Annotated in this window: 12 protein-coding genes; 11 read left to right on the top strand and 1 reads right to left on the bottom strand. The window is 68.9% G+C overall.

Going from position 1 to position 17424, the window contains the following annotated elements:
• The first annotated feature begins 10 nt into the window (after positions 1-10).
• The 7 genes from O9Y01_RS02525 (at position 11) to O9Y01_RS02495 (ending at position 9267) form a co-directional block, all read left to right on the top strand.
• Positions 11-961: a LysR family transcriptional regulator gene (locus O9Y01_RS02525; RefSeq protein WP_269629906.1), complete on the top strand. Its 951-nt coding sequence runs from the start codon at positions 11-13 to the stop codon at positions 959-961.
• 5 nt (positions 962-966) lie between these two features.
• Positions 967-2298, top strand: a complete 1332-nt coding sequence (gene guaD / locus O9Y01_RS02520; protein WP_442952700.1) for a guanine deaminase — start codon at positions 967-969, stop codon at positions 2296-2298.
• Between the two features lie 24 nt (positions 2299-2322).
• Positions 2323-3861, top strand: coding sequence for an ABC transporter ATP-binding protein (locus tag O9Y01_RS02515; protein ID WP_269629904.1), 1539 nt, complete (start codon positions 2323-2325; stop codon positions 3859-3861).
• Entirely contained in the window at positions 3848-4912 is a 1065-nt protein-coding gene (locus tag O9Y01_RS02510) for an ABC transporter permease (RefSeq protein WP_269629903.1), read from the top strand. Before O9Y01_RS02515 ends, O9Y01_RS02510 begins: the two co-directional genes overlap by 14 nt.
• Before the next feature lie 9 nt (positions 4913-4921).
• Complete coding sequence (locus O9Y01_RS02505; protein WP_442952699.1) at positions 4922-5848, top strand: ABC transporter permease; 927 nt, start codon at positions 4922-4924, stop codon at positions 5846-5848.
• Positions 5849-5917: 69 nt separating this feature from the next.
• Complete coding sequence (locus O9Y01_RS02500; RefSeq protein WP_269629902.1) at positions 5918-7084, top strand: BMP family ABC transporter substrate-binding protein; 1167 nt, start codon at positions 5918-5920, stop codon at positions 7082-7084.
• A 197-nt stretch (positions 7085-7281) separates the two neighbouring features.
• Positions 7282-9267 carry a S9 family peptidase gene (locus tag O9Y01_RS02495; RefSeq protein ID WP_269629901.1) on the top strand — a complete coding sequence of 662 codons (1986 nt, stop codon included), beginning with the start codon at positions 7282-7284 and terminating at the stop codon, positions 9265-9267.
• 139 nt (positions 9268-9406) lie between these two features.
• On the opposite strand, the gene O9Y01_RS02490 is transcribed toward O9Y01_RS02495, so the two are convergent.
• Positions 9407-10180, bottom strand: coding sequence for a C40 family peptidase (locus O9Y01_RS02490; RefSeq protein WP_332108740.1), 774 nt, complete (start codon positions 10178-10180; stop codon positions 9407-9409).
• Between the two features lie 343 nt (positions 10181-10523).
• On the opposite strand from O9Y01_RS02490, the gene O9Y01_RS02485 reads away from it, so the two are divergent.
• The 4 genes from O9Y01_RS02485 (at position 10524) to O9Y01_RS02470 (ending at position 17383) form a co-directional block, all read left to right on the top strand.
• Entirely contained in the window at positions 10524-12455 is a 1932-nt protein-coding gene (locus O9Y01_RS02485) for a propionate--CoA ligase (protein ID WP_269629900.1), read from the top strand.
• Positions 12456-12601: 146 nt separating this feature from the next.
• Positions 12602-14605 (top strand): M3 family metallopeptidase, encoded by a 2004-nt coding sequence (locus O9Y01_RS02480; protein WP_269629899.1) that lies wholly within the window; start codon positions 12602-12604, stop codon positions 14603-14605.
• Between the two features lie 292 nt (positions 14606-14897).
• Positions 14898-15740 (top strand): phosphate/phosphite/phosphonate ABC transporter substrate-binding protein, encoded by an 843-nt coding sequence (locus O9Y01_RS02475; RefSeq protein WP_269629898.1) that lies wholly within the window; start codon positions 14898-14900, stop codon positions 15738-15740.
• A gap of 125 nt (positions 15741-15865) precedes the next feature.
• Positions 15866-17383, top strand: coding sequence for an acyl--CoA ligase (locus tag O9Y01_RS02470; RefSeq protein ID WP_269629897.1), 1518 nt, complete (start codon positions 15866-15868; stop codon positions 17381-17383).
• The last annotated feature ends 41 nt before the right edge of the window (positions 17384-17424 follow it).

The raw sequence follows: 17424 nt of genomic DNA, 5'->3' as shown, positions 1-17424 counted from the left end.
GCGAGCGAATATGGCGGAAGCGGCGGCACTGGCCAAGATCGAGCTTCAGCTCATCCGGGTCCTGCACACATTGATCAGCGAACGCAGCGTTTCCCGGGCCGCCCTGCGGCTCGGCAGCTCGCAACCGGCCGTTTCCGGCCAGTTGCGGCGTCTGCGCGCGCTCACGGGCGACCCGCTGCTGGTGCGCAGCGGCCAGGGCATGGCGCCCACGCCCACGGCCCTGGCGCTGCAGGAGCCGGCGGCGCGCCTGCTGCTGGAGGCGGAGCGCATCTTCAGCCCGCGCCAGCGCCTGCAGGCCTTCGAGCCGGCCACGGCCCGGCAGCGCTTCCGCATCGCCGCCAGCGACTACCTCGATCCCTTCTTCCTGCCCGAGCTGGTGGCCCGCCTGCAGCGCGAGGCGCCGGGTGTGCAGCTGGACCTGCAGGCGCTTTCTGCGGATTTCGACTACCGCGCCGCCCTGGCCCGCGGCGAGGTGGACCTCGTCATCGGCAACTGGCCCGAGCCCCCCGAGGAGCTGCACCTGGGCCGCCTCTTCAGCGACGAGCTGGTCGTGCTGATGAGCCAGGACCACCCCATGGCACGGGCCCCTGCGCGCAGCTGGACCCTGGAGCGCTACCTGGCCTGCCAGCATCTCGCGCCCATGCCCTTTGCCGCCGCGCAGCCGGGCTTCGTCGACCAGCATCTGGCCAGCCTGGGCCTGAGCCGCTCCGTCGCCGTGCGCAGTGCCCACTTCGGCCAGCTGCCACAGATGGTGGCCCAGAGCCTGCTGGTGCTGACGACGGGGCGCCAGTTCTGCAGCCGCTTCGTGGACCGGCTGCCGGTGAAGATCCTGCGCTGCCCCGTGCCTTTCCCGCCCCTGAACTACTACCAGCTCTGGCATGAGCTGGGCCACGCGGCGCCCGCCCATCGCTGGCTGCGCGAGCAGGTGCGCGAGCTCGCGCGCCAGCTGGCGCGCGCCTGAACCCCATGACGAAAGAGACCGTGACCGCTTCCTCCCGCCTGGCCCTGCGCGGCGACCTCCTGGACTTCACCGGCACGCCCGCCTGGGGCGCGCTGGACGACCCGGCCGTGCGCTTCCGCCCGGACCACTGGCTGCTGATCGAGGACGGACGCATCGTGGGCGCCCAGGCCGAAGACCCCGATGCCCGCTGGACCCGCGAGGACCACCGCGGCCGCCTGATCCTGCCCGGCTTCATCGACACCCATGTGCACTGCCCGCAGCTGGACGTCATTGCCAGCTACGGCGCCGAGCTGCTGGACTGGCTCAACACCTACACCTTCCCCGCCGAGCAACGCTACGCCGACCCGGCCGTGGCGCACGCTGGGGCGGAGCGCTTCCTCGATGCCCTGCTGGCTCATGGCACGACCGCGGCGATGGTCTTCCCCACGGTGCACAAGGTGTCCGCCGAGACGCTGTTCGAGGCCGGCCGCCAGCGCGGCATGCGCCTGCTGACGGGCAAGGTGCTGATGGACCGCCATGCCCCGGAGGGCCTGCGCGACGACGTGGAGCAGGCCCGGCGCGACTGCGAGGACCTCATCAGCCGCTTCCACGGCCAGGACCGCCTGGGCTATGCCATCACCGTGCGCTTCGCCCCCACCAGCACGCCCGCCCAGCTGGCCATGGCCGGCGATCTCTGCCGCCAGGACGCCTCGCTGTACATGCAGACCCATGTGGCCGAGAACCGCGCCGAGGTCGAATGGGTGGCGAAGCTCTTTCCCGAGGCGCGCAGCTACCTCGACGTCTACGACCGCGTCGGCCTCCTGCACGAGCGCGCCGTGCTGGCCCACGGGATCTGGCTGGACGCGCAGGACCGGGCCCTGCTGGCGCAGCGCGGCGCGCAGCTGGCCTTCTGCCCCTCGTCCAATCTCTTCCTGGGCAGCGGGCTGTTCGACTGGGTCGCGGCCCGCGAGGCGGGCTTTGCCGTCAGCGTGGCCTCGGACGTGGGCGGCGGTACTTCGCTGTCCACCCAGCGCAGCCTGGGCGATGCCTACAAGGTGCAGGCCCTGGCAGGCCGGCGGATGACCGCCTGGGCGGGGCTTCATGCGGCCACGCTTGGCGCAGCGCAAGGCCTGGGGCTGTCCCAGGAGATCGGCCACCTCGGCGTGGGTACACTGGCCGACGTCTGCATCTGGGACTGGGCCCGCGGCCCGGTGGCCGAGGCGCGCTTCGCGGTGGCCCGCGAACTGCACGAGAAGGTCTTTGCCTGGATGACGCTGTCCGACGAGCGCAACCTCGCCGCGGCCTTCGTGGCTGGCGTGGCGCGCCATCGGCGTCCGGAACCCCCGTCCCACCCCTGAAACGCAGAAGTCTTGCTGATCGCCATGGCCGAACCCGTCCCCCGACTCGAACTCCAAGGCATCAGCAAGCAGTACCCGGCCGTCAAGGCCAACGATGGCGTCTCGCTGCGGGTGATGCCCGGGCAGATCCAGGCCGTGCTGGGCGAGAACGGCGCGGGCAAGTCCACGCTGATGAAGATCATCTATGGCGCCGTGCAGCCCGACGAGGGCCGGCTGCTGTGGAACGGGCAGCCGGTGCAGGTCAGAAGCCCGGCCCAGGCCCGGCAGCTCGGCATCAGCATGGTCTACCAGCACTTCTCGCTGTTCGACACCCTCAGCGCCGCCGAGAACGTCTGGCTGGGCCTGGACAAGAGCCTCAGCCTGGCCGAGGTGACGCAGCGCATCCGCGAGCTGTCCGCCGCCTACGGGCTGGAGGTCGACCCGCAGCGGCCGGTGCACACGCTGTCGGTGGGCGAGCGCCAGCGGGTGGAGATCGTGCGGGCCTTGCTGACGAATCCCAGCCTGCTGATCCTCGACGAGCCCACCTCCGTGCTCACGCCGCAGGCCGTGCAGAAGCTCTTCGAGGTGCTGCGCCGCCTGGCCGCCGAGGGCTGCGCCATCCTCTACATCAGCCACAAGCTCGACGAAATCCGCGCCCTGTGCCAGCACTGCACGGTGCTGCGCGGCGGCAAGGTCACGGGCGAGGTGGACCCGCGCACCGTGGACAACGCCGCGCTGTCCCGCCTCATGATCGGCAGCGAGCCGCCGCGCCTGCAGGCCGCCCGCGGCGAGCCGGGTGCCCCGGTGCTGCGCGTGCAGGGCCTGGACCTGGCCACCGACAACCCCTTCGGCACCGCCCTGCGCGGCCTGGCCTTCGAGCTGCGCGCGGGCGAGATCCTGGGCGTGGCCGGTGTCAGCGGCAATGGCCAGCAGGAGCTGCTGGCCGCGCTGTCGGGCGAGGACCCGCGGGCGCCCAGGGGCAGCATCCGCCTGTTCGAGGCGGACATCGCCCAGGCCAGCTGCCGCAAGCGCCGCAGGCTGGGTCTGCATGTCGTGCCCGAGGAGCGATTGGGGCGCGGCGCCGTGCCCAGTCTTTCCCTGGCCGACAACACCCTGCTGACCCGCACCGAGGCCGTCAAGGCTGGCGGCTGGCTGCACAAGGCCCAGGCCCGGCGCCTGGCCGAGGAGCTGATCGCCCGCTTCGGCGTTCGCTGCGGCGGCTCGGGGGCTGCGGCCCGCAGCCTCTCGGGGGGCAATCTTCAGAAGTTCATCGTGGGCCGCGAGATCGATGCGGCCCCCAAGCTGCTGCTCATCGCCCAGCCCACCTGGGGCGTGGACGTGGGCGCGGCGGCCCAGATCCGTGGGGAGCTGCTCAAGCTGCGCGACGCCGGCTGCGCGCTCCTGGTCTTCAGTGAGGAGTTGGACGAGTTGTTCGAGATCAGTGACCGCCTGGTGGTGATGGCCCAGGGCCGCCTCTCACCCAGCGTGCCGGTGGCCCAGGCCACGGTGGAGCGCATCGGGGCCTGGATGTCCGGCCTGTGGGACGCGACCGACGCCAAGGAGGCCCCGCATGCTGCGGCTTGAGACCCGCCCCGAGCCCTCGCGGCTGATGGCCCTGGCCTCGCCGCTGCTGGCCCTGGCCCTGACCACGCTGCTGGGCGTGCTGATCTTCCTGGCCCTGGGCAAGGACCCGCTGCGCGGCCTGCAGATGTTCTTCTGGGAGCCCATCCGCAGCGCCTATGCCTGGAGCGAGCTGGGCCTCAAGGCCACGCCCCTGATCCTCATCGCCCTGGGCCTGGCCCTGTGCTTCCGCTCCAACGTCTGGAACATCGGGGCCGAGGGTCAGTTCATCGTCGGCGCGCTGGCGGCGGGCTGGGTCGCGATGCAGGCCGATGCGCAGACGGGCCGCGGCATCGTCGTGCTGATCCTCTTGGCCGGCGTGTTGGGCGGCATGGCCTGGGCGGCCATCACGGCCCTGCTGCGTGATCGCTTCAATGCCAACGAGATCCTGGTGAGCCTGATGCTGGTCTACGTGGCGGACCTGCTGCTGGGCTATCTGGTCTACGGGCCCTGGAAGGACCCCAACGGCTACAACTTCCCGCAGACCATCACCTTCGCCGCGGCCACCAAGATCCCGCGGTTGTTCAGCGGCTGGCGGGTCAATATCGGCGTCCTGGTGGCCCTGGGCGCGGTGGCGGGCTTCTGGCTGCTGATGTTCCGCAGCTATGCGGGCTATGCGCTGCAGGTCGGCGGCCTGGCCCCCGCGGCGGCGCGCTATGCGGGCTTCTCCTCGCGCCGGGCGCTGTGGACCGCGCTGCTGCTGTCCGGCGGCATGGCGGGCCTTGCCGGGGCGCTGGAGGCGGCCGGGCCGCTGGGCCAGCTGACACCGCATGTGCCCGCGGGCTATGGCTTCGCGGCCATCATCGTGGCCTTCGTGGGACGGCTGCATCCGGTGGGCATCGTGGGCTCGGGCCTGCTGATGAGCATGTTCTACATCGGCGGCGAGCTGGCGCAGTCGCGCCTGGGCCTGCCCAAGTCCATCACCGGCGTCTTCCAGGGCCTGCTGCTGTTCACGCTGCTGACCTCGGACACGCTGATCCACTACCGCGTGCGCTGGGCGCGCCGGGCTGCCTGAGGTCGCACCATGGATCTGAACGCACTCGCCGCACTCGTCGCCGCCACGCTCAATGCCGGCACGCTGCTGGCCCTGGCGGCCCTGGGCCTCTTGATCAACGAACGCGCCGGCGTCGTCAACCTCGGAGCCGAGGGCATGATGCTGGTGGCCGCCATCGCCGGCTTTGCGACCGGCGTGCACACCGGCAGCGACACGCTGGCCTTTCTTGCCGGCATGGCCGCGGGCGCGGCGCTGGCCGGCGTCTTCGCGCTGCTGGCCCTGTGGCTCAACACCAACCAGTACGCGGCCGGCCTCGCGCTGAGCCTCTTCGGCACTGGCTTCTCGGCCTTCGTGGGGCAGGGCTATGTGCAGGAGAAGCTTTCGGCGCGGCCCAGCTTCGCCATCCCCGGCCTGAGCGATCTGCCCTTCGTGGGCACGGCGCTGTTCAAGCAGCATCCCCTGGTCTATGGCGCGATGGCGCTGGCGGCGGGCCTGGCCTGGTTTCTCTACCGCTCGCGGGCCGGCCTGGTGCTGCGGGCCGTGGGGGAGTCGCCCGAGTCGGCCCATGCCCTGGGCTACCCGGTGCGCCGCATCCGCCTGCTGGCCGTGCTGGCCGGCGGCGCGCTGTGCGGCCTGGCCGGGGCCTACGTCTCGGTGGCCTACACGCCGCTGTGGGTGGAGGGCATGATCGCCGGCAAGGGCTGGATCGCCCTGGCCCTGACCACCTTCGCCACCTGGCGGCCCGCCCGCGTGCTGCTGGGGGCCTATCTCTTCGGCGGCGTCACGATGCTCCAGTTCCATCTGCAGGGGCAGGGGGTGGAGGTGCCCAGCCAGCTGCTGTCCATGCTGCCCTACCTGGCGACCATCGTGGTGCTGGTGCTGATCTCGCGCAACAGCGGCTTCATCCGCGCCAATATGCCGGCTTCGCTGGGCAAGCCTTTCCATCCGGGCGGCTAAGATCGCCGGCTGGAATTTTCTGCAGTCTTCACCCCGTCATTCCCCTCACGGGATTTCCAAGGAGCACCCATGCGTCACATTGGCAAGCGTGATCTGATCAAGTGGGCCGGCTGGTCCAGTCTGGCCGCTGCGGCCCTGCTGGTCGGTTGCGGCAAGAAGGAAGAAGCCGCCGCCCCCGCCGCCGCCGCTTCGGCGGCGTCCGCCCCGGCGGCCAAGCCCGAGCCGCTGAAGATCGCCTTCGCCTATGTCGGCCCGGTGGGGGACGGCGGCTGGACCTTCGCCCATGACAACGCCCGCAAGGCCGTCGAGAAGGAATTCGGCGACAAGGTCCAGACCAGCTTCGTCGAGAAGGTCCCCGAGGCGGCCGACGCCGAGCGCGTGTTCCGCGACATGGTGGGGCAGGGCAACAAGCTGATCTTCGGCACCACCTTCGGCTATATGGAGCCCATGCTCAAGGTCGCCTCTGACACGCCGGACGTCAAGTTCGAGCATGCCACCGGCTACAAGCAGGCCGCCAACATGCGCACCTACGACTCCCGCACCTACGAAGGCGCCTACATGGCCGGCGTGGTGGCGGGCAAGATGAGCAAGAGCGGCACGCTGGGCGTGGTGGGCTCGATTCCCATCCCCGAGGTGATCCGCAACATCAACAGCTTCACCCTGGGCGCGCAGAGCGTGAACCCCAAGGTCAAGGTGCGCGTGGTCTGGGTCAACGAGTGGTTCAACCCGCCCAAGGAGACCGAAGCCGCCCAGTCCCTGATCGACGGCGGCGCCGACGTGCTGATGCAGAACACCGACTCCAGCGCCGTGCTGCAGACCGCCGAGAAGAACGGCAAGTACGCCTTCGGCTGGGACTCTGACATGACCGCCTACGGCCCCAAGGCCCACCTGGCGTCCGCCGTGATCAACTGGGGTCCGTACTACATCAAGGCCGTGCGTGACGCGCTGGACGGCAAGTGGACGGCCGGCCCGGGTACGCACAGCTGGTGGGGTGTCAAGGAAGGTGCGATCGACCTGGTCTCCCTGGCCGAGGCCGTGCCGGCCGACACCCGCGCGCAGATCGACAAGGTCAAGGCCGGCCTGAAGGACGGCAGCTTCGTGATCTGGAAGGGCCCCATCGTCGGCCAGGACGGCAAGGACGTGCTGAAGAAGGACGAGGTCGCCGACGACAAGTTCCTCTCGGGCATCAACTTCTACGTGAAGGGCGTCGAAGGCAAGGTGCCTTCCGGCAAGTAATCCATTGCCTGCCGCATGAAGCCACCCGCCGCGAGGCCGGTGGCTTTTTTCATGGGCGGCCGCCGCCCGTGTGGCCAGGTCTGCAGTTCGTCCGCCCGGGGTGCAGGCCATCCGCCAGGGATTGGCAAGGGCGCGGGGTCTCACTACATTGGCGCGGTGCTGGGTCATTGCCCAGCCAAGCCAACGAGGAGCCTCACTTGAAGAACGAACAGCAGAAGTCCACGGCACCCCGCGCCGCCCTGAACCGCCTGGCCTTGTGCCTGGCCCTGGCCAGCACCGGCGGCCTGCTCATGAGCCTGCCGGCCCAGGCGGCGACCACCGCCAAGCAGAGCCCCACGCCCGTCGCGCCCAAGCGCTACACCATCGAGCAGTTCATGGCGACGACCAATATCGGCGGCGCCTCCTTCAGCGCCGACGAAAAGCGCATCCTCTTCCACAGCAACAAGACCGGCATCTTCAACCTCTACAGCATCCCGGTGACGGGCGGCGAGCCGGTGGCCCTGACCAGCTCCACCAAGGACAGCCACTACGCCGTCGGCTACTTCCCCAAGGACGACCGCGTGCTCTTCACGCGCGACCAGGGCGGCAACGAGCTGAACCACCTCTATGTGCGCGAGCTGGACGGCAGCGAGAAAGACCTGACCCCCGGCGAGAAGCTCAAGGCCCTCTTCATGGGCTGGTCCGGTGACAAGAACAGCTTCCATGTGGCCACCAATGAGCGCGATGCGCGCTTCTTCGATGTCTACCGCTACGACGCCAGGAGCTACGCCCGCGAGCTGATCTACAAGAACGAGACCGGCATGAACGTGGCTCAGGTCAGCGACGACGGCCGCTGGATCGCCATCGGCAAGACCAACACCACGGCCGACAAGGACGTCTACCTCTACGACACCCAGGCCAAGACCACCAAGCACGTGACGCCTCACCAGGGCGTGGCCGACAACAGCCCGGTCGGCTTCGACCCGGCCTCCAAGCGCCTGCTGATCACCAGCAACGAGGGCGCGGAGTTCACCCGGCTGATGAGCTACGACCTGGCCAGCGGCAAGATGAGCGAGCTGGAGAAGGCCGACTGGGACGTGGTCTACACCGACTTCTCCGACGACGGCCGCTACCGCGTCACCGGCATCAACGCCGACGCCAGCATTGCGCTCAAGCTGCGCGAGACGGGCAAGGACGGCGTGGAGCGCGAGGTGGCCCTGCCCAAGCTGCCGGGTGGCGAGATCCGCGGCGTCCGTTTCTCGGGCAGCAGCGGCAAGATGGCCTTCTACGTGAACGGCGACCGCTCGCCCAGCAATCTCTTCGTCTATGACTTCGCCAGCAAGCAGGTCAAGCAGCTGACGCAGAGCATGTCCAAGGAGGTCAACCCCGATGACCTGGTGGACGCCAAGATCGTGCGCTTCAAGTCCTTCGACGGCATGAGCATCCCCTCGGTCTACTACCAGCCCAAGGAAGCCTCGCCTACCAACAAGGTGCCGGCCCTGGTCTGGGTGCATGGCGGCCCGGGCGGCCAGACCATGCGCGGCTACTCGGCCCTGATGCAGTACTTCGCCAACCACGGCTATGCGGTGCTGGGCATCAACAACCGGGGCAGCTCGGGCTATGGCAAGACCTTCTTCACCGCCGATGACGGCAAGCATGGCCGCGAGCCGCTGTGGGACTGCGTGGAGGCCAAGACCTACCTGGCCAGCACCGGCGTGATCGACCCCGAGCGCATCGGCATCATCGGCGGCTCCTACGGTGGCTACATGACCCTGGCCGCCTTGGCCTTCCGCCCCGAAGCCTTCAAGGTGGGCATCGACATCTTCGGCGTCTCCAACTGGCTGCGCACGCTGGAATCCATCCCGCCGTACTGGGAGAGCTTCCGCCAGGCGCTGTACCAGGAGGTGGGGGATCCGGTGAAGGACAAGGACTTCCTCATCGCCACCTCGCCGCTGTTCCATGCCAAGGAGATCCGCAAGCCGCTGATGGTGATCCAGGGGGCCAATGACCCGCGCGTGATCAAGCCCGAGAGCGACGAGATTGTCGAGGCCGTCAAGAAGAACGGCGTGCCGGTCGAGTACGTGGTCTTCGACGACGAGGGCCATGGCTTCTCGAAGAAGAAGAACAACATCGAGGCCAGCGGCCGCATGCTGCAATTCCTCGACAAGCACCTCAAGACGGCCAACACCGCGCCGGCCAAGTAAGAAGGCTGCCGACGAGGGCTGCCCAGGAGGGCACACCGGGACGCGCCGTCAGGCCCGTCCCGGGCAGTGATCAAGCCCGCAGGCATGAAGCACAAGAGGCCCCGCGGGGCCTCTTTTCAATGCAGTCCTGTGACGGCGTTCAGCGAATCAGCGGCGCCTGGCCCTGCACATTGCGAGCGTCGGCGTTGGCCTGCGCCGCGCTGAGGTCAGCCCGGCGCGCGCCGGTGAAGCGCTTGGCCCAGTAGGCTTCGCGCAGGTCTTCCACGCGCACGGCGCTGCCCACGCGGGGGCTGTGGATGAACTTGCCGTCCCCCACATAGATGCCCACATGGGAGAAGGTGCGCTTCATGGTGTTGAAGAAGACGAGGTCGCCCGGCTTCAGCTCTTCCTGCTTGATCGGGATGAGGCTGGAGAGGCGCGCCTGCTCGTCTGCCCGGTGGGGCAGAACGAGGCCGACGGACATCTCGAAGATATGCCGGGTGAAGCCGCTGCAGTCGAAGCCGCTCTCCAGGGACTTGCCGCCGCGCTTGTAGGGCACGCCCAGGAAGTTCATGGCGGACATGACCAGGTCGGAGGCCGTGTCACGCACCTGGTTCAGCAGCTTGTTCTCGCTGGCGTTCTTCATCAGCCCGGTGTCCTGGAGGAAACGGGTGATGGCGTCGCTGCCGTTGGTGCCGGCGCCTGCGGCAGCCGCGGCGGCCAGATCGGCGGGGGCCGGTGTGGATTTGCTCGCCGTGGCGCTGCCCGGCTGGGCGGCCACCTGCTGGCTCTGGCCATAGGCGCCCATCATGGTGCCCGGCGGCGGCGCCAGCGGGGCATTGCCCTGGGCCGGCTGCTGCTGCGCCAGCGCGCCGGTGGCGCCGAGGCCCAGCGCAAGCGCGGCGCAGGCCACCACGGAGCGCAGGGGGCGCAAGGGGCTTCGGCGGTGGAAAAGGCGTCGGGCTGGCAGCATCGGGAACTTGATCTCGGCCGCGCAGCTTAAGAAGCGGGTCTTGGCAGTGTCAAGCAAGGCAGGGGCAAACCGCGGGTAATTCCGGGCCCCGTTCGGTACCCGAATCGCCCCGCGTTTCAATGTGGGGAACAAGTCCTATTGGACCATAGGGGGGCGCCGGGACATGTGTCCAAGCGCACACCAGCGGCACCTGTCTTGATCCTCGGCAATTGTCTCCGGCGTGACTCGGCAAGGTCAGCCTGCCGTCAGAGCCCCGTCGTGAAATGCGCCGTAATTCGTAATTATGGAAGTGCAGAGGTCAGCCATGAGCAGCATTCCCGGCAGCGCAGTTCCCCAGGTCCCGGGCGATTACGCCGGCTTTTACCGGCGCTCGGTCGAGCAGCCGGACGAGTTCTGGCGCGAGCAGGCCGCGCTGATCGAGTGGCAGACGCCCTTCCAGCAGGTCTGCGACTACAGCCGGCCGCCCTTCGCGAAATGGTTCGTGGGCGGTACCACCAACCTCTGCCACAACGCGGTGGACCGCCACGCCCGCGACCGGGGCGATCAGAACGCGCTGATCTGGGTCTCCACCGAGGTCAAGGAAGAGCGCATCTACAGCTTCCGCGAACTGCAGCGGGAGGTCGAGCGCATGGCCGCCATCCTGCTGGCCCAGGGCGTGGGGCAGGGCGACCGGGTCCTGATCTACATGCCCATGATTCCCGAGGCCGCCTTCGCGATGCTGGCCTGCGCGCGCATTGGCGCCATCCACTCGGTGGTATTCGGAGGCTTCGCCAGCGTGTCCCTGGCCAGTCGCATCGACGATGCCTCGCCCAAGCTCATCGTGAGCGCGGACGCCGGCAGCCGTTCCGGCAAGGTCGTGCCCTACAAGCACCTGCTGGACGAGGCCATCCAGCTCGCGAAGCACAAGCCCCAGTCCGTGCTGATGGTGGACCGCGGCCTGGCCGCCTTCGAACGCGTGGCCGGGCGCGACCTGGACTACGCCGCCCAGCGCGAGCAGCACAAGGACGCTCAGGTGCCCTGCGCCTGGCTGGAGTCCAATGCCGTCAGCTACACGCTCTACACCAGCGGCACTACCGGCAAGCCCAAGGGCGTGCAGCGCGATGTGGGTGGCTACGCGGTGGCCCTGGCGGCCAGCATGAAGCACATCTACTGCGGCAACGTGGGTGAGACCTACTTCTCCACCAGCGACATCGGCTGGGTGGTGGGCCACAGCTATATCATCTACGGCCCGCTGATCGCCGGCATGGCCACGCTGATGTACGAGGGCCTGCCGACCGTGCCGGACGCCGGCATCTGGTGGCAGCTGGTCGAGCGCTTCAAGGTAACGGTGATGTTCAGCGCGCCCACGGCCGTGCGCGTGCTCAAGAAGCAGGACCCGGCCTACCTGGCCAAGTACGACCTGAGCAGCCTGCGCGCCCTGTTCCTGGCCGGCGAGCCCCTGGACGAGCCCACCGCCACGTGGATTGCCCAGAGCCTGGGGCGCCCCATCATCGACAACTACTGGCAGACCGAGACCGGCTGGCCCATCCTCTCCATCGCCAATGGCGTCGAGAAGAAGCCCAGCAAGTTCGGCTCACCCGGCGTGGCCATGTACGGCTACAAGGTGAAGCTCCTCAATGAGAACAGCGGCGAGGAACTCACGGGGGCGAACCAGAAGGGCGTGGTGGCCATCGAGGGCCCGCTACCGCCGGGCTGCCTGCAGACGGTCTGGGGCGACGACGCGCGCTTCGTCAACACCTACTGGTCCAGCATCCCCGACAAGCTGGTCTACTCGACCTTCGACTGGGGCATCCGCGATGAGGATGGCTACTTCTACATCCTGGGCCGCACGGATGACGTGATCAACGTCGCCGGCCACCGCCTGGGCACCCGCGAGATCGAGGAGAGCATCGCCAGCCATCCCAATGTGGCCGAGGTGGCCGTGGTGGGCGTGGCCGACTCGCTCAAGGGCCAGGTGGCCATGGCCTTCGCCGTGCTGAAGGATGCCAGCCGGGCGGCCACGGAGGAGGGCGCCCGCCAGCAGGAGGCCGAGATCATGAAGCGCGTGGACGAGCAGCTGGGCGCCGTGGCCCGGCCCGCCCGCGTGCGCTTCGTGAGCGTGCTGCCCAAGACCCGCTCCGGCAAGCTGCTGCGCCGCGCCATCCAGGCCGTGTGCGAGCAGCGCGACCCGGGCGACCTGACCACCATCGAGGACCCGACGGCCCTGCAGCAGATCCGCAGTCTGGTGGGCGGCTGAGGGGCGGCCGAGGGCTGCGAACGGCGCCGGCCTTGGTGTTTGTCCCGGTGCGCTGACTTCCGGGCGGAGGCGGGGCCGCGGGCACAATCCGCGCATCATTCCCAGCAGAGGCGGTGGCGCCGACCGCGCCCTCGCGCAGCCACACCATGACATCGATGCAGACTCCGCGCCGCCTCGTCGGCGCGCTCCTCCTGGCCGGACTGACCGGCATTGCGGGTTTCGCGCAGGCCGAGGCCAGCGCCACGCTGCCCGCGCCGCTGTTTCCCACGCTGAAGACGGTGGCCCAGATCCGCCAGGCCTGCGACAGCGGCCTGGCTTCGGCCAAGAAGGCCCTGGCCCAGCTGGAGCGCCGCAAAGTGGACCTGGGCTGGATGGCGGCCTTCGACGACTATGCCGCCACGGTGGAGGACGGCCAGAGCGCCGTCGACTTCGTGCAGTACGTGCACCCGGACAAGGCCGGCCGCGACGCCGCCCAGGCCTGCTCCATGCGCTGGACGCAGTTCAACTCCACCGTCGCCCAGAACGAGCAGCTCTACAAGGCGCTCAAGCGCGCTCCCACGCCCCAGCCGCGCGACCGCGAGCTGCAGCGCGTGGCCCTGGGGGCCTTCGAGGACAGCGGCGTGTCCCTGCCCGCGCCCAAGCGCCAGCGCGCCAAGGCCATCATCGACAAGCTGGGCGAGCTGGACCAGCAGTTCAACAAGAACATCCGCGACGCCAGCCTCCAGATCGCCTACACCGAGGCGGAGCTGCAGGGCGTGCCCGAAGGCGTCTGGAAGAACGCCCGCCGCGACGCGCAGGGGCGCATCCTGCTGGGCGTGGACTATCCAAGTTATGGGCCGGTGCTGCAGTCGGCTGACAATCCCGAGACCCGCCGCCGCATGTGGGAGGCCAAGGTCAACGAGGGCGGTGAGCCCAACCTGCGCCTGCTGGCCGAGATCGCCCAGCTGCGCCGCGAGTACGCGGGCCTGTTCGGCTATGACAACTACGTGGATTTCAACCTGCGCCGGCGCATGGCCGGCAATGCGCAGGCGGCCTGGAAGTTCCTGGACGAGGTCCAGGCTACGGTGACAGAGCGTGAGCGCGCCGATGTCGCCGAGCTGCAGGCGGCCAAGGCCCAGCACCTGGGTCTGCCGCTGGCCCAGGTCCGTGTCGAGCGCTGGGACGCCAGCTTCTATGCCGAGCGCCTGCGCCAGGCCCGTTTCCAGGTGGACCAGGAAGCGCTGCGCGAATACTTCCCTGCCCAGGAGAGCCTGCGCTTCGCCATGCGCATCATCGAGCGCCTGATGGGCGTGAAGTACACCCCGGTGCCCGCCGAGCTGTGGCACCCCGAGGTCCAGGCCTTTGCCGTGAGCGACGCCGCCACCGGCAAGCCCCTGGCCAATCTCTACGTGGACCTCTTCCCCCGCGAAGGCAAGTACAACCACGCGGCCGTCTGGCCCCTGCGCGGCAGCGCGACGCGCATCGGGCGCCTGCCCGCCGCGGCGCTGGTGGTCAACTTCAATCGCAAGGGCCTGACCGTCGATGAGATGGAGACCCTGCTGCACGAGCTGGGCCATGCCGTGCACAACAACCTCAGCAACACCTTCTACCTGCAGCAGGCGGGCACGGCGGTGATGCACGACTTTGTCGAGGCGCCCTCGCAGATGCTGGAGGATTGGGTGGTCAACAAGCAGGTGCTGCCGCTGATGCGCGAGGTCTGCGCCGACTGCAAGCCCATGCCCGAGGCGCTGGTGGACAAGGTCGTGGCTGCCAAGCACTTCGGCAAGGGCACTCAGTACGGTCGCCAGCATCTCTATGCCAGCTATGACCTGGCCCTGCACGGCAAGGACCCGCAGGACCCCCAGGCCCTGTGGGCGAAGATGGAGGGCGCCACGCCCATGGGCCATGTGCCGGGCAGCAAGTTCGTGGCCGGTTTCTCCCACATCGCCGGCGGCTATGGCGCGGGCTACTACGGTTATCTCTGGAGCCTGGTGCTGGCCATGGACCTGCGCAGCCCCTTCGAGGCCAACAAGCTGGATGCCGAGGTCGGCCGCCGCTACCGCGAGCGCATCCTGGCCCAGGGCGGCCAGAAGCCGGCACCGGAGCTGGTGCGCGACTTCCTGGGGCGCAACCCCAGCAACGCGGCCTTCTTCGACTACCTCAAGCACTGATCGCCCCCGGCGTTCTTGCGCTGCTGACGGCCCGCCCTGGCGGGCCGTTTTCATTGGTGGCCGCCGTGTCTGTCGCTTTGTGTGTGCGAATGTGTTTTGTGCGATGCCTGCGTCACCCCTGTCAGATGTTTCAGGTTGCGCCTCAACTGAGGGTTTTGCTGGACTGTGGGGTCGGGCGAGATGGCCACAATGCGCGCGTCTTCTCCCGGGGGAGGTTCTGTCGGGGAAGGCGCACAACAGTCCGGGCGCCTTGCGATGACCCGGCGTGTCGGGATGCAGGACGGAAGTGAGCATGGGTATGGAATGGTTCAGGCTGTGGGTGAAGCAAGCGGGCGTGGTCCTGGGCGTGACAGCCCTGCTGGCGGGAGGCTCTGCAGCGCAGGCCTTGAGCTTTGCCGTCAACGAAGGGGTCACCTACCGGGTGAGCAATGCCGAGATCGCGGCGCGCTATGCGGGCATGGCCGCTGACCTCTCCAAGCTGCTGCAGCAGCCGGTCACCATCGAGCCCGTCAGCGACTACAAAAGCCTGCGCCAGGGCCTGGCCGAGAAGCGCTGGGAACTGGCCCTCGTGCACCCGGCCCACATCTCCATCCAGGCCATGCGGAACTCGGGCTACCGCCTGGTGGCCGTGACCAAGGGCTTCACCGACTACAAGGCGGGCTTCATGGTGCGGGCCGATGCCCCCTGGACCCAGCTCACCGACCTGCGCGGCCAGCACCTGGGCGCGCCGGACGAGGACTCCATCACCTCGGTGATGCTGCGCGCCACGCTGCGCGACCTGAAGATGAGCGCCCCGCAGGTGCGCATCACGTACACCCGCTACCAGGACGCGGTGCCCTTCTTCGTCGAGAACTACCTCACCCACGCGGGCGTGACGGCCTCCAGCGCGGTGCTCAAGGCCTGGCAGGCCAAGGGCGGCAAGATCCTGGGCTACACCCGGCCTGTGCCGATCAAGCACGTCATCGCCAGCCCCAGCCTCAGCGCCGAGCAGTTCGAGAAGGTGCAGAGCTACCTCACCAGCCTGGATGCCAGCGAGGAGGGCCGCAAGAAGCTGGAGCCCACCAAGTGGAAGGGATTCGCCCGCTTCGAGCAGGCCGAGATGATGAAGCTGGGCGAATGGCTGGACGTGCGCTGAACGCCAGTGACAGGCGCGCGGCCGGCCCGGCGCGCATCGGCAGCACGTATGCTGCACTGCCGCCGCTGCCCGGCCGTGCGCCGCACTGCGCTGAAGTCCCCTGAGCTGTCGAGAAGGTGAATGCCATGTCACAAGACTCTCTCTGGCTGCAACTGCAGTCGCTTCCTGCCGAGGCCGTGGCGCTGCGTGCGCCGGGGCGTCCCGCGCTGAGCCATGGCGCCCTGCGTGCGCTGATCGAGCGCAGCGTGCAGCAGCTCAATGCCTGGGGCATGGGGCGCAATGACCGCGTGGCCATCGTGCTGCCCAACGGGCCGGAGATGGCGGCCTGCTTCCTGGCCTGTGCCTGCGGCGTGGCCAGCGCACCGCTGAACCCCGCCTACCGCGCCGAGGAGTTCGACTTCTACCTGCGTGACCTGCAGGCCCGCGCGCTGATCGTGGAGGAGGGCAGCGACTCCCCGGCCGTCGCGGTGGCACAGGCCCTGGGCGTGCCCATCATCCGGCTGCAGCCGCTGGAAGCCGCGGGCGACTTCCGCCTGGCGGGCGACTTCAGCGGCAGCACGGCCAGCAGCGAGGGGGGCATGGCCCGTCCGGATGACGTCTCCATGGTGCTGCACACCTCGGGCACCACCTCGCGGCCCAAGATCGTGCCGCTGTCGCAGCGCAATCTCTGCGCGTCTGCCGCCAACATCCGCCGCACCCTGCAGTTCACGGCGGCGGACCGGGGGCTCAACATCATGCCCCTGTTCCACATCCATGGCCTGATCGCCGGGGTGCTGGCGCCGCTGAGCGCGGGCTCGCAGGTCTTCTGCACGCCCGGCTTCAATGCGCTGAAGTTCTTCGCCTGGATGGACGAGGCCGCCCCCACCTGGTACACGGCCGTGCCCACCATGCACCAGGCCATCCTGACCCGCGCGGGCAAGAACGCCGACGTGATCCGGCGCCATCCGCTGCGCTTCATGCGCTCCTCGTCCTCCTCGATGCCGCCGCAGGTCATCAGCGAGCTGGAGCAGGTCTTCGGCGCGCCCCTGATCGAGGCCTATGGCATGACCGAGGCCACTCACCAGATGGCCAGCAACCCGCTGCCGCCAGGCGTGCGCAAGCCCGGCACCGTAGGCCTGGCCGCCGGCCCCGAGGTGGCCATCATGGGCCCCGACGGCGCGCTGCTGGCCGCCGGCGAGACGGGCGAGATCGTCATCCGCGGCCCCAATGTGACCCAGGGCTACGAGAGCAATCCTGCGGCCAATGCCGAGGCCTTCCGCGAGGGCTGGTTCCGCACCGGGGACCAGGGTCAGATGGATGCCGAGGGCTATGTCTCCATCACCGGTCGCCTCAAGGAGATCATCAATCGCGGCGGCGAGAAGATCAGCCCGCGCGAGGTCGACGAGGTGCTGATGGACCACGCCGCCGTGGCCCAGGTCGTGTGCTTCGGCCTGCCGCATCCCAAGCTGGGCGAGGAGGTGGGCGCCGTGGTGGTGCTGCGCGAAGGTGCCAGCGCGACCGAGCGTGAGCTGCAGCAGTTCGTCGGCCAGCGCCTGGCGGACTTCAAGGTGCCGGCCAGGATCCTCTTCATGGCCGAGATTCCCAAGGGTGCGACCGGCAAGCTGCAGCGCATCGGTCTGGCGCAGAAGCTGGGCCTGGCCTGAGCCAGGCGCACAGAACAAGTTCAAGCAGAGGAAGGGTTCCA

This window comes from Pelomonas sp. BJYL3, from assembly GCF_027257975.1.
In the GTDB taxonomy this organism is placed as follows: Bacteria; Pseudomonadota; Gammaproteobacteria; order Burkholderiales; family Burkholderiaceae_C; genus Roseateles_B; species Roseateles_B flavus.
Note: the sequence above shows the minus strand (reverse complement) of the source record. Positions and strands in the feature narration are given on the sequence as shown.